The sequence below is a fragment of the Streptomyces sp. CLCI03 genome (genome assembly GCF_053615355.1).
Genome location: NZ_CM132132.1, coordinates 1,281,352 through 1,294,552 on the forward strand (window position 1 = coordinate 1,281,352; position 13,201 = coordinate 1,294,552).

Here is a 13,201-nt window from a genome sequence, read left to right on the forward strand (position 1 = left end):
CGAGGCTGTACCTGTAAGGGCTCGTCGGGTGAACAACCGGCAGCTTCCGACGTGCTGGTCATGCCCGGTCGGTGGCTACGCATGCCGGGGCGGCATGTCCGCCTGCACGTGGTACGCCGGCCCGCGCGGCGGGGGCGCCCCGGCCGGACGGAGAACGTCGCAGGCCACCGGCTCGGACGGGGGGTGCCGGGGCCCCGCCCGGGCGGGATTTCGGGTGGCACGTGTACGTCGCGAGTGCGAAGCATCGTATTCCGCATGGCTGTTGACAGTGCAGGGCGACCACCGCACGATGCAACGCGGCATTGCGGGTGATTGACCACGGTTCGATCCCGCCGTACCCGCGGCGGGTGGCCCGGCCGGTGCGAGTGACCGCCACCGCACTCCCCCGTCCTCCGCCCTGCCCCGCACTGCCGCTGCACGGCTCGTCGGCTCGCCCGCTCGCCCCGCTCAGCCGCTCGCACCGTTCGGCCACCCGCCCGTTCGGCGGTGCGCCTGCTCGTCCGTTCTTCCGTCCCGCACTGCGCCATGTCACACAGCATTGGAAGAGGAGCGCCCGTGACCCCCCACCCGCAGCCCGCCGCCACCCGTGACCTGGTCGTCGCCGTCAGCCCGTTCGAGGAACCCCACCCGGCCGTCGTGACCGCCGCCGAACGCGCCGGGGCCCTCGGCGTGCTCGACCTCGGCCGGGACGCCGACGCCGCACGGCGCGGTTTCGCGGAGCTGGGTCGCCGGCTCGCGGGCGGCGCCCGGTACGGGGTGCGGGTCCCGGCCGGCTGCCCGCTCGGGCCCGGAGAGCTGCCCGCCGCCGTGGACACCGTGCTGCTCGCCGCTCCCGCCGCGCACACCGCCGGGCAGGTGGCCGCCTGGGCCGCGGCGGCCGGGCGGCCCCGGGTGTGGGCCGAGGTCACCGGCGCGGCCGAAGCCCGGACGGCCGTCGCCGCCGGGGCGCACGCGCTCGTCGCCAAGGGCCACGAGGGAGGCGGCCGGGTGGGGGCGGCCACCACCTTCGTCCTGCTCCAGCAACTCCTCGACGACCCCGTGGTCCGGGTGCCCGTGCGGGCCTGCGGCGGCATCGGCCCGCACACCGCGGCCGCGGCCGTCGCGGGCGGGGCCGCCGGGGTGCTGCTCGATGCCCAACTGGCCCTGACCACCGAGGGTGAGACCGAGCTCCCCGAGGAAGTGGCCGCCGCGCTGAGGGCGATGGACGGCTCCGAGACCCGGCTGATCGACGGTCACCGGGTGTTCGCCCGACCCGACCTGCCCGAACCGGACGGCCCCGTACCCACCCTGCTCGGCGCCCGCGACCTGCGGACCCAGCTGCTTCCCGTCGGGCAGGACGGCGCCTCGGCGGCCCGACTGGCCGCGCGGTACCGGACCACGGGCGGCGTCCTTCAGGCCGTACGGGCGGCCGTCGTCGGGCACCTGGAGGCCGCCGTACGGGCCCGCCCCCTGGCACGCCCCTTGCCCGTCGCGCAGGGCCCGATGACGCGGGTGAGCGACCAGGCGGCCTTCGCCGCGGCGGTGGCTGGCGCGGGCGGGGTCCCGTACCTGGCTCTCGCGGTGATGGAGGGCCCCGACGTACGCCGACTGCTGGCGGAGACCGCCGAGCAGCTCGGGGACCTCCCCTGGGGCGTGGGCCTGCTCGGCTTCGCCCCGCCCGAGCTGCGGCGGGAGCAACTGGCCGCCGTGACCGAGGCCCGCCCCCCGTACGCGATCATCGCCGGCGGCACCCCGGCGCAGGCGGCCCCGCTGGAGGCCGCCGGGATCCGGACCCACCTGCACGTCCCCTCCCCCGGCCTGCTGGAGCGGTATCTCGCCGAGGGGGCACGGCGGTTCGTCTTCGAGGGGCTGGAGTGCGGCGGACACGTCGGGCCGCGCGCCTCCTTCCCCCTGTGGGAGGAGCAGATCGAACGGCTCCTGGCCGGCCCCGAACCGGACGCCCTGGACCTGCTGTTCGCGGGCGGCATCCACGACGAACGGTCCGCCGCGATGGCGGTGGCGGCCGCCGCCCCGCTGGCCGACCGGGGCGCACGCGTCGGGGTGCTGATGGGCACCGCCTATCTGTTCACCGAGGAGGCCGTCACGGCGGGCGCGGTCCTGCCGGGCTTCCAGCGCGCGGCGGTGGAGTGCGCGGACACCGTGCTGCTGCACACCGCGCCGGGACACGCCATCCGGTGCGCGGCCACCCCGTACGCCGAGACCTTCGAGGCGACCCGGCGGCAGCTCACGGAGAGCGGCGCCCCGCAGCGCACGGTGTGGGAGGAGCTGGAGCGGCTGAACCTGGGCCGGCTGCGGATCGCCGGCAAGGGTCTGCGCAGGAGCGCCGACGGGGGCGGGCTGGAGCCGGTCCCCGAGGAACAGCAGTACGCGGAAGGGCTGTTCATGCTGGGTCAGGCCGCCACCCTGCGTACGGCCACCACCACGATCGCGGCACTGCACGCGCAGGTCACCGAGGGGGCCACCGCCCTGCTGGAGCGGCGGGCCCGGGAGCTCGCCGAGGCCGGGCCGACGGCGCCGGAGCCGGCGGCCGACCCGCTGGACATCGCCATCGTCGGGATGGCCTGCGCCTATCCGGGCGCCCCCGACCTCGCCGCCTATTGGGCGATGGTCCTCGCCGGTACCGACGCCGTCACCGAGGTCCCGGCCGAGCGCTGGGACCCGGAGCTCTACTACGACGCCGACCCGGCCCGGGCCGGTGAGCGCACCCCCTCCCGCTGGGGCGGCTTCCTCGGCCCGGTGCCGTTCGACGCCCTCGCGCACGGCATCCCGCCCGCCTCGCTCGCCGGGATCGAGCCGGTGCAGCTGCTGGCCCTGGAGATCTCGGCGCGGGCCCTCGGGGACGCCGGCTACGGCAAGGACCGCGCCTTCGACCGCTCCCGGACCTCGGTGGTCTTCGGCGCGGAGGCCGGTACGGAGCTCGCCGGCGCCTACGGGCTGCGCGCCCTGCACCCCGCCTACCTGGGGGAACTCCCGGCCGAGTTGGACGAGCAGCTGCCGCGCCTCACCGAGGACTCCTTCCCCGGGATCCTCGCCAACGTGATCGCCGGGCGGGTGGCCAACCGGCTGGACCTGGGCGGCGCGAACTGCACGGTCGACGCCGCGTGTGCGTCCTCGCTCGCCGCACTGGACCTGGCCTGCCGCCAACTGCGCGACCATGACAGCGACATGGTGCTGTGCGGGGGCGCCGATGTGCACAACGGCATCAACGACTACCTGATGTTCGCCTCCGTCCGCGCCCTGTCCCCCGGCGGCCGCTGCCGGCCCTTCGACGCGGCCGCCGACGGGATCGCGCTCGGCGAGGGCGTGGGCGCCCTCGTCCTGAAGCGGCTCGCGGACGCGGAGCGCGACGGCGACCGCGTGTACGCCGTGATCAAGGCGGTCGGCGCCGCGAGCGACGGCCGCTCCCTCGGCCTGACCGCGCCCCGACCCGAAGGACAGCGGCGGGCTCTGGAACGCGCGTACGCCCGGGCCGGCGTCACCCCCGCCCAGGTGGGCCTGGTCGAGGCGCACGGCACCGGCACCGTCGTCGGGGACAGCACCGAACTCTCGGTCCTGAGCGAACTGTTCACCGCGTCCGGGGCCGAGCCCGGGTCCTGCGCGTTGGGCTCCGTGAAGTCTCAGCTCGGGCACACCAAGTGCGCGGCCGGGCTGGCCGGGCTGATCAAGGCGGCCCGAGCGGTCCACACGGGTGTGCGGCCCCCGACCCTGCACATCGACACGCCCAACCCGGCCTGGCGGGCGGAGAGCAGCCCCTTCTCCTTCGACAGCGAGGCCCGGCCCTGGCCGGTGCCCGCGGAGCGGCGGATCGCCGGAGTGAGCGCCTTCGGCTTCGGCGGCACCAACTACCACGCCGTGCTCGCCGGTCACGTCGGCTCGGCGGAGCCCCGGCACGGCCTGGAGGAGTGGCCGGCGGAGCTGTTCTGCTTCCGCGGCGAGGACCGGCGGGCGGCGGGTCGGTCGATGGCCCGGCTGGCCGCGCGGCTGGAGGAGAACGACACGGCCGGCCGGCCGTGGGCACTGCGCGACCTGGCGGCGGAGACCGCCGCCGGCACGGGCCCGGTCCACGTCGCGGTCGTGGCCGCCGACCTGGACCAACTGGCCGTGCGCCTGGAACAGGCCCGCGCCTTCACCGCGGGCGCGGGGGTCCACGTACGGGAGGAGGCCGCGGACCCGGGCGAGGTGGCGTTCCTGTTCCCCGGCCAGGGCAGCCAACGCCCGCGCATGCTCGCCGACCTCTTCCTGTCCTTCCCCGCCCTGCGACGACTGCTGGACGAGGCCCCGCCGCCGGTGGTCTCGACGATGTTCCCACCGACCGCGTTCACCGCCGAGGGCCGGGCGGCGCAGCGGGCGGCGGTCACCGACACCCGCGTGGCCCAGCCGGCCCTCGGCCTCGCGGGGGCGGCGGCGCACCTGCTGCTCGGCGAACTCGGCGTACGGCCGGACTGCGTGGCCGGCCACTCGTACGGGGAGCTCACCGCGCTCTGGGCGGCCGGGGCCTTCGACACGCAGAGCCTGCTGCGGCTGAGCGCGCGCCGCGCCGAGGCGATCCTGGCGGCCGCCGGCGCCGATCCGGGAGCGATGGCGACGGTGTCGGCCGCACCGCGGGAAGTACGGGAGATCGCGGCCCGCGCCGGATGCGTGGTGGCGAACCACAACGCGCCCCGGCAGTGCGTGATCTCGGGCCCGACAGCGGCCGTCGCCACGGCCGTGACGGCCCTGCGTGAGGCGGGCCTGACGGCCGAACCCCTCCCCGTGGCCTGCGCCTTCCACAGCACGGTGGTGGCCGGGGCGGCGCAGGCCCTCATGGCGGAGCTGACCACGACGCCCCTGGCGGAAACGCACCTCCCGGTCTGGTCGAACGCGACGGCGAGCCGCTACCCGACGACGGCCGAAGGGGTACGAGGCCTTGCCGCGCGCCAGGTCGCGGAGCCGGTCCGGTTCGTGGAGCAGGTGGAGGCCATGTACGCGGCCGGTGTCCGGACGTTCGTGGAGGCGGGGCCCGGCCGGGTCCTCTCCGGTCTGGTCGGCCGGATCCTGCACGGGCGGCCGCACACGGTGGTCCCGCTGGACGTACCGGGCGAGCACGGTCTGCTCCGGCTGGTCACCGCGCTGGCCGAACTGATGGCGGCGGGGGTCGTGGTGGCCCCGCAGGCCCTGTTCCGCGGCCGGACCTCCCGCCTCCCGGAGCACGCCCCGCGCCGGCCGGGCTGGCTGGTGGACGGCCACCTGGTCCGCACCGCGGACGGCGCACCGGTCCCGGGCGGCCTGCGCCCGGCCCGCCGGGTGGCTCCGGCCACGTACCCGGGCGGACGAGAAGCGGCGACGGAGAAGGGTGACCGACGCGAGGAAGCCGTACTGGAATACCTGCGCGGCTCCCGCGAGCTGGTCGAAGCCCAACGGGACGTCCTGCTCGGCTTCCTGGGCGCCGGACCCCGCCACGGTTTTGACGGGGTCGGGAGTGTGTCGGGGCGATCCCCGCAGGGCGCCGAACGCACCGCCGCCGCACCTTTTGACCCCGCGCCCCGTTCGGCGCCCGAGGAGACGCCCCGGCGCGCGCCCGGCCCCGGCAAAGCCGCCCCCACCGATCCCGCCCCCGCACCGCAGGGCCCCCGCACCGCCGAGGAGGTCATGGACCTCGTCCTGGAGATCGTCCACATCCGCACCGGCTACCCCCGGGACATGCTCGACCCCGAGCTCGACCTGGAGGCGGACCTGTCCATCGACTCCATCAAGCGGGTCGAGATCATCGGCGCCCTCGCCGACCGCATCGGACTCCCCCAGGATCCGACCAGCGGCTCCGCCGAGTCCGCGGTCGAGGAACTGTCCCGGATCAAGACCCTGCGCGGCATCGTCGACTGGATCACGACCCACACCCCCACCACACCGGAACCCACAACCACACCCACACCCACACGGCGGCCGACACCGGCCCGCTTGAGCCGACTCCGCGTCGACCTGCTCCCCGCGCCCTTGGCCGACGCCGCCCCCGAAACCCTGCGCGGCCTGCGCATCGCCCTGGTGGACGACGGTCAGGGCATCGCCCGCACCCTCGCGACCGCCCTGGAGGACATGGGCGCCGAGCCGACGATCCTGCCCTCGGCCGAGCCCGGCTTCGACGGCCTCGTCGACCTCTCGGCCCTGCGGCCCACCGCCGATCCCGTGCTGCCGGACGCCTTCCCGGCGCTGCGGGAGGTCCTGACGGCCGGAACCCCACGGCTGCTGCTCGTCACCGGGCCCGGCACCCCCGGCGCCGGCCTGCACGGCTTCGCCCGTGGTGCGGCCCTCGAATTCCCCGGCGCGCTGGTCCGCGCCGTGGACATCCGCCCCAAGGAGGACCCGGAACGCATCGCGGCACAGCTCGTCGCGGAACTGAGCGGTGCCACCGACGTCGGCGGCACGACCGACGCCCTCGCCTCCGTGGGCTACACCGCCGAGGGAACCCGTGTCACCCGCCGCCCCGTACCGACCCCGCTCCGCGCGTCCGACGGCCCACCGCCCCTGGAGCCCGGCTCGGTGGTCCTCCTCACCGGCGGCGCCCGCGGCATCACCGCCCGCACCGCCCTCGCGTTGGCCCGGAGCACCGGATGCCATGTGGAACTCCTCGGCCGCACCCCCGAACCGCTCGCCGGGACGGACGAGTTCGGCCAGGCCCAGGACCGCGTCGCGCTGCGCGCCGCGCTCATCGCCGCCGGGCTGCGTACGCCCGCGGAGATCGAGGCGGCGGCCTCGCGGATCCTCGCCGAGCGCGAGGTCCGGACCACCCTCGCCGCCCTGCGCACCACGGCGGCCTCCGTCCGCTACCACTGCGCGGACGTCACCGACGAGCGGGCCGTCCGGGCCGTCGTGGCCGACGTACGGGCACGCCACGGCCGCCTGGACGGCATCGTGCACGGCGCCGGCGTGCTGCGGGACGGGCTGCTGCGCGACAAGCGACCGGCCGATTTCACCGCGGTGTTCACGACGAAGGTGACCGGGGCCCGCCACCTGGCCGCCGCGGCGGCCGCGCACGGGGACGGGCCCCCGCCCCGGTTCCTCGTCCTGTTCGGCAGCGTCGCCGGGGTGTACGGGAACCGGGGCCAGTGCGACTACGCGGCGGCCAACGACGCCCTCGACGGCCTCGCGCACACCTGGGCGGAGTCCTTCCCGGGCCGGGTGCTGTCCGTCGACTGGGGCCCGTGGGCGGCGGAGGCGGGCGGGATGGTCTCCCCCGAGCTGGAACGCGCGTACGTCCGGCGGGGGATCCCGCTGATCGATCCGGACGCGGGAACCGCCGCGTTCCTCGACGAACTGGCGTACGGGAGCGACGTACAGGTGGTTCTGATGGCGCAGGAGGGCCGGGGCGATGCCTGAGGTGGAGCGGCGCGGCCCCCGCCCGACCGACGCGGCGATCGTCGGGATGGGCGCGGTGTTCCCGGGGGCGGCCGACCTGGCCGCGTACCGGCGCAATCTGCTCGCCGGTACGGACTGCGTCGGCGAGGTCCCGCCGGGGCGTTGGGACCCCGAGGTGTACTACGACCCGCGGGGCGCCTCCGGACCGGTGGCGGGCGACCGGTTCTACTGCCGCCGCGGCGGCTTCGTGGACGGTCTCGCCGCCTTCGACCCGACCCGGTTCGGGATCATGCCGGCCGCCGTGGAGGGGGCCGAGCCGGACCAGATGCTGGCCCTGCACGCGACGGCCGAGGCCATCGCCGACGCGGGCGGCGAGGCCCGGCTGCCCGCCGACCGGTCGCGGATCGGGGTGGTGCTGGGGCGCGGCGGGTTCATGGGGGTGGCCACCGCGCGACTCGACCAACGGGTGCGCACGGCACATCAGCTGGCGCAGACCTTGCGGGAGCTGGCGCCGGAGCTGGGTGAGCGGCGGATCACGGAGGTGCGCTCGGCGTTCCAGGAGGCGTTGGGGCCCGAGCGGCCGGACGCGTCGATCGGGCTGGTGCCGAGCTTCACCGCCGCCCGGACCGCGAACCGGCTGGACTTCCGTGGGCCCGCCTACACCCTGGACGCGGCCTGCGCCTCCTCCCTGCTGGCGGTGGACCAGGCGGTGGGGCTGCTGACCGCCGGCCGCTGCGACGCGGTGGTCGCCGGGGCGGTACACCACTGCCACATCGCGACGCTGTGGAGCGTGTTCACGCAGCTGCGGGCGCTCAGCCCGAGCGAGCGGATCCGGCCCTTCGACCGCCGGGCCGACGGGACCCTGCTGTCCGAGGGCACCGGGGTGGTGCTGCTGAAGCGGCTGGCGGACGCCGAGCGCGACGGGGACCGCGTGTACGCGGTGATCCGCGGGACGGGTGTGGCCGGGGACGGCCGGGCGGCGAGCCTGATGAGCCCGCTGGTGGCGGGCCAGGTGCAGGCTCTGGAGCGGGCCTGGCGGGAGGCGGGCCTGGATCCGCGGGCGCCGGGCGCGCTGGGACTGCTGGAGGCCCACGGCACGGGCACCCCGATCGGGGACGCCGCCGAACTGGACACCTTGGCCCAGGTGTTCGGCCTGCCGGAGCCGGGGAGCGGACCCGGAATCGGCTTCGGCTCGGTGAAGTCGATGCTCGGGCACACCATGCAGGCCTCGGGCATGGCCGGGCTGATCAAGGCCGCCCTGGCCGTGTACGAGGGGGTGCTGCCGCCGACGCTGCACCTGGAGGAGCCGCACCCGGACCTGGCCCGGACCCGGATGCGGCCGGTGCACGCGGCCGAGCCGTGGGAGCGCGGTCCGCAGCCGCGCCGGGCCGGGGTCGACGCGTTCGGCTTCGGCGGGATCAACGCCCATGTGGTGCTGGAGGAGGCACCGACGGCCTCGCGCCCGGCCCCCGCACCCGCCACCGCCCCGACCCCGGTCCGCGCCTCCGGCCGGACGGCCCCCGTACGCCGTTTCCTGCCGCTGGGGCTCGGGGCCGCGCCGGTCGGTCCGGCCGCGGGGGGCGACGTACTCCTGATCGGCGCGGACACCCCCGAGCGGCTCTCGGCCCGGCTGGCGTCCGCCACCCCGGTGTCCGGCGGCGACGGGCCCTGCCGGGTCGCGGTGGTCGGGCCCACGCCCCAGCGGCTCGCGCTGGCCGCCAAGGTGGTGGCGCGCGGCCGGCCGTGGCGGGGGCGCGGGGACGTGTGGTTCGCCCCGGAGCCGCTGGGCGGCCGGGTGGCGTTCCTGTTCCCGGGTCTGGAACCGGAGTTCGCCCCGGTGGTGGACGATGTCGCGGAGCGGTTCGGGCTCGCGGCGCCCCGGCTGACCCGGGGCGGGTCCCTCATGGAGCGGGCCCTCGACGCGATCGGGACCGGCCGGTTCTTCGCCCGCGTCCTGCCCGAACTGGGCGTCGAGGCCGATGTGCTGGCGGGCCACAGCCTGGGTGAGTGGGCGGCGATGGTGGCCGCCGGCATGTACCCGCAGGAGGCGGCCGACGCCTTCCTCGACTCGCTGCGGCCGGGCGATCTCCGGGTCCCCGATCTCGTGTACGCGGCGCTGGGCTGCGGCGCGGCGCGGGCGCGGGCCGCACTGCACGACCTGGACCGGGTGGTGGTCAGCCACGACAACTGCCCGCACCAGTCGGTGATCTGCGGAGAGCCGGAGCATGTGGGCATCGCCGTCGCGCGGTTGCGCGGTGACGGGGTGCTAGGCCAGGAGCTGCCGTTCCGTTCGGGTTTCCACACCCCGATGTGGGAGCCCTACCTCGGGCAGGTCCGGGCCGCCTTCGGCCGGCTGCCGCTGCGGCCGGCCGAGCTCCCGGTGTGGTCGGCGACCACGTGCGCGCCGTTCCCGTCCGCGCCGCGGGACGTACGGGACCTGGTCGTACGGCATCTGCTGGAGCCGGTCCGCTTCCGGGAGCTGACACAGCGGCTGTACGAGGACGAGGGCGTGCGCGGCTTCGTCACGCTGGGCCCGGCCAGCCTGCCGGGCTTCGTCGAGGACACCCTGCGCGAGCGCCCGCACCTCTCGGTCTCGACCTCCTCGCCGCGCCTGCCGGGCCTGGCGGCGCTGCGCCGTACCTGCGCCGCACTCTGGGCCGAGGGACACGCGCCGCGATGGGACCGGCTGGCCGAGGAGGCACCCGTACCGACACCCGTAACGGCCCCCGTACCCTCACGCGCACCGGCGCCCGTACCGGCCCCGGTGCGCTCCGCCGGGCGCGCGATGCCGCTGGACCTCGGGTCCCCGCTGGTCCGTCTCGGTGAGCCGGCCCGGGCCGCGCTCGTCGGCCTCCTGGCACCGGCACCGACCGCCGTGACACCGTCCGCCGCGCCCGCGGGCGACCGGCCGGTGCTGCTGTCCGCCCTGGACGCGGTGCTGGCCGACGCCGGCTCGGCCGCCCGGGCCGTCACCGAGGCCTGGTCGACAGAGGTCCCGGAACCGGCGGCGGCCGACGCCCCGGCCCCGGCCCCGGGGCGGCAGACCCTGCGGTTGTCCCTCGCCGCGCTCCCCTACGTACGGGACCACTGCGTGTACCTCCAGCCCGACGGCTGGCCGGAGGACTCCGACCGGTTCCCCGTCGTACCCATGACCACCATGTTGGAGCTGGCCGCCGAAGCCGCCCGCCGGCACGCCCCACCCGGTCTCGTCGTCCTCGGCCACGAGGAGGTACGGGCTCTGCGGTGGCTCGCGGTCGAACCGGCCGTCGACGTCGAGGTCACCGTCCGTGGTGACGGTCCCGGCCGGATGCGGGTCACCCTCGGCGACCACGCCTCGGTGGTCGTGCTGCTCGGCGAAGGCTACGGGGAGCCGCCCGCGCCCGACCTCACGCCGCTGCGTGATCCCGGACCCGCCCCGGTCAGCGCCGCGGCCCTGTACCGGGACCGGTGGATGTTCCACGGCCCGCGCTTCGCCGGGGTCCACGAGGTGCGGTCCGTCGGCTCGGACGGCATCCACGGGGTCCTGCGCGCGCTGCCCGATCCGGGCGCGCTGCTCGACGCCGCCGGGCAGCTCTTCGGGCACTGGATGCAACTGCGGCTACCGGTCGACCGGCTGGTGTTCCCGGCCACCGTGGACCGCATCCGGTTCTACGGGCCGCCGCCCGCCGCCCGGGAGTTGGTGACGGCCACGGCCCGGATCCGCGCCGTCCAGGACGTCACCGTGCGCGGTGACATCGAGCTGCGCGGGGCGGGCGGCGAGGTGTGGGCCCGGATCGAGGGGTGGACGTACCGCCGGTTCGGCGCCGACGAGCGGGTCTGGCCGATGAAGTTCACCCCGGAGGTGTGCGGGATCGGCGAACCCCGGCCCGAGGGCTGGTGCCTGGCCCGGCGCCGCTGGAACGATCCCGCCTCGCAGGAACTGGTGATGCGCCGCTACCTCGGCGCCGCCGAACGGGCCGCCTACGAGGGGCTGTCGCCGCGCGCCCGGGCGCCCTGGCTGCTGGGCCGGATCGCGGCCAAGGACGCGCTGCGTCAGCTGCTGTGGGACGGCGGGGCCGGACCGATCTTCCCCGCGGAGGTACCGATCGGCAACGACCCGGCGGGCCGGCCGCTGGCCGTGTCCCCGTCGACGGCGGGTTTCCGGCTGTCGATCGCCCACAAGGACCGGATCGCGGTCGCCCTCGCCGACCCGGCCCGGCCGGTCGGCATCGATGTGGAGCAGGTGACGGCGGACCCGGACGCCCTGATCCGGATCGCCCTCGGGCCGGCCGAACTCCGGCTGGCCGAGGGGCTGGCCGCCCGTGGGGGCACCGGCCTGGCCGCCGCGCTCACCGCCCTGTGGTGCGCCAAGGAGGCCGCGGCCAAGGCGGCCGGGGGCGGGCTGGGCGGCCGGCCGCGGGACTGGCGGGTGGCGGGGGACCCGGATTCCGGCGCGCTGATCGTGACCTCGCCCGAGGGGGACCCGTACCCGATCCGCACCACCGAGCTCTCCACGGGGCTCACCACGGGGCTCACCGCACCACGCACCGCGCCGCTCGCCCCACCCGTCACCGCGTCGCCCGGCCCACCGCTCGCCGACACCGTGCCCGACCACGTCGTCGCCTGGACCGACCACCTCGCGGCGCCCTCGCCCGTACCCGTCCCCCTTCCCCTCACGGAGGCCCGTCATGGCAACTGACATCCTCGCCGAGATCACCGGCATGCTCGTGGAGATCGTCGGCGACGAGTACCTGCTCGCGGAGGAGGTGACGATGAAGACGACCTTCAACGAGGACCTCGCCCTGGAGAGCATCGAGTTCGTCGCGCTCGCCGAGCTGCTCCACCATCGCTACGGCGCCGAAGTGGACCTGATGGGCTTCCTCGCCGAGAAGGACATGGACGCCATCCTGGCCATGTCCGTCGGCGAGCTCGTCACCCACATCGGCCGGATCACCCACGCCTCCCTGGCCCGGGCCGCGGCGGGATCCTCCCCCGCGTCGGCCGGCTGAGCCGGCCATGGCCTTCGTCCACGCGGGCTCCCTGCGCTTCCACGTCCAGCGGCTCCCGGCCACCGCCGGAGCCGCCGCCCCCGACCGGCCCGTCGTGGTGTTCCTGCACGGGCTGGTCGTCGACAACCTGTCCTCCTTCTACTGCCCCTTGGCCGTGCCGGTGGCCCGGTCCGGCCACGAGGTGGTCCTCTACGACCTGCGCGGCCACGGCCGCACCGACCGTCCGGGGTCCGGCTACGACAGCCGCAGCGCCGTACGGGACCTCTTCGCCCTGCTCGGCGCGCTGGACCTCGGACGGCGACCGGTCCACCTGGTCGGCAACAGCTACGGCGGGACCCTCGCCCTGCACACGGCCCTGGCCCGGCCCGACCTGGTCACCGGGCTCACCCTCCTCGAACCGCCGCTCGGCGGTGCCTGGGTGGAGAACATGGTGGACACCCTGTCGGCCGCCGCGCTGAGCCTGGAGGACAGCACGGTCCCGACCGAGCTGCTCACCCTGCGGCTGCGCAAGGCCGCCCATCTCACCGCCATCGCCGACGCCCTCCTCAACCGCACCACGCTCATCGACGACATCGCGGCGAGCCGCGTCTTCACCGCGGCGGACTTCGCCCGGCTGCGCTGCCCGGTCCTGGTCGTCTGCGGCGAGCACTCCGAACTCCTGCCGGGCGGGCGGGAGCTGGCGCACCACGCCCCGCACGGTGTGCTGCGGATCCTGCCGGATCTGGGACACGACGTCCTGAAGGAGAGCAGCGGGGTCCTCCGCGCGACCGTGCTCGCCCATCTCGACGCGACGGCCGAGGCCGCGGCCGACACGACGGCCGGTACGACCGTCGGCTCGGCGACGGCGGCGGCATGGCCGCGGGTGGGAGCGCTGGTCCCGTGAG

4 protein-coding genes are annotated in these 13,201 nt (G+C 76.2%); all 4 read left to right on the forward strand.

Features of this window, described 5'->3' with window-relative positions; translation table 11 throughout:
* Positions 1-555 precede the first annotated feature (555 nt).
* Genes ACWG52_RS05845 through ACWG52_RS05860 form a run of 4 tightly spaced genes read left to right on the forward strand, consistent with a single transcriptional unit; the run spans position 556 to position 13,200 of the window.
* On the forward strand, positions 556-7,350 hold the full coding sequence (locus tag ACWG52_RS05845; protein ID WP_453128036.1) for an SDR family NAD(P)-dependent oxidoreductase: 6,795 nt from the start codon (positions 556-558) through the stop codon (positions 7,348-7,350).
* A complete protein-coding gene (locus ACWG52_RS05850; protein WP_453128038.1) occupies positions 7,343-12,007 on the forward strand; it encodes a beta-ketoacyl synthase N-terminal-like domain-containing protein in 4,665 nt (1,554 codons plus the stop codon). Before ACWG52_RS05845 ends, ACWG52_RS05850 begins: the two co-directional genes overlap by 8 nt.
* Complete coding sequence (locus ACWG52_RS05855; RefSeq protein ID WP_389810469.1) at positions 11,997-12,317, forward strand: acyl carrier protein; 321 nt, start codon at positions 11,997-11,999, stop codon at positions 12,315-12,317. The genes ACWG52_RS05850 and ACWG52_RS05855 overlap by 11 nt, the downstream gene beginning before the upstream one ends.
* Positions 12,318-12,324: 7 nt before the next feature.
* Positions 12,325-13,200: an alpha/beta fold hydrolase gene (locus ACWG52_RS05860; RefSeq protein WP_390167603.1), complete on the forward strand. Its 876-nt coding sequence runs from the start codon at positions 12,325-12,327 to the stop codon at positions 13,198-13,200.
* The last annotated feature ends 1 nt before the right edge of the window (position 13,201 follow it).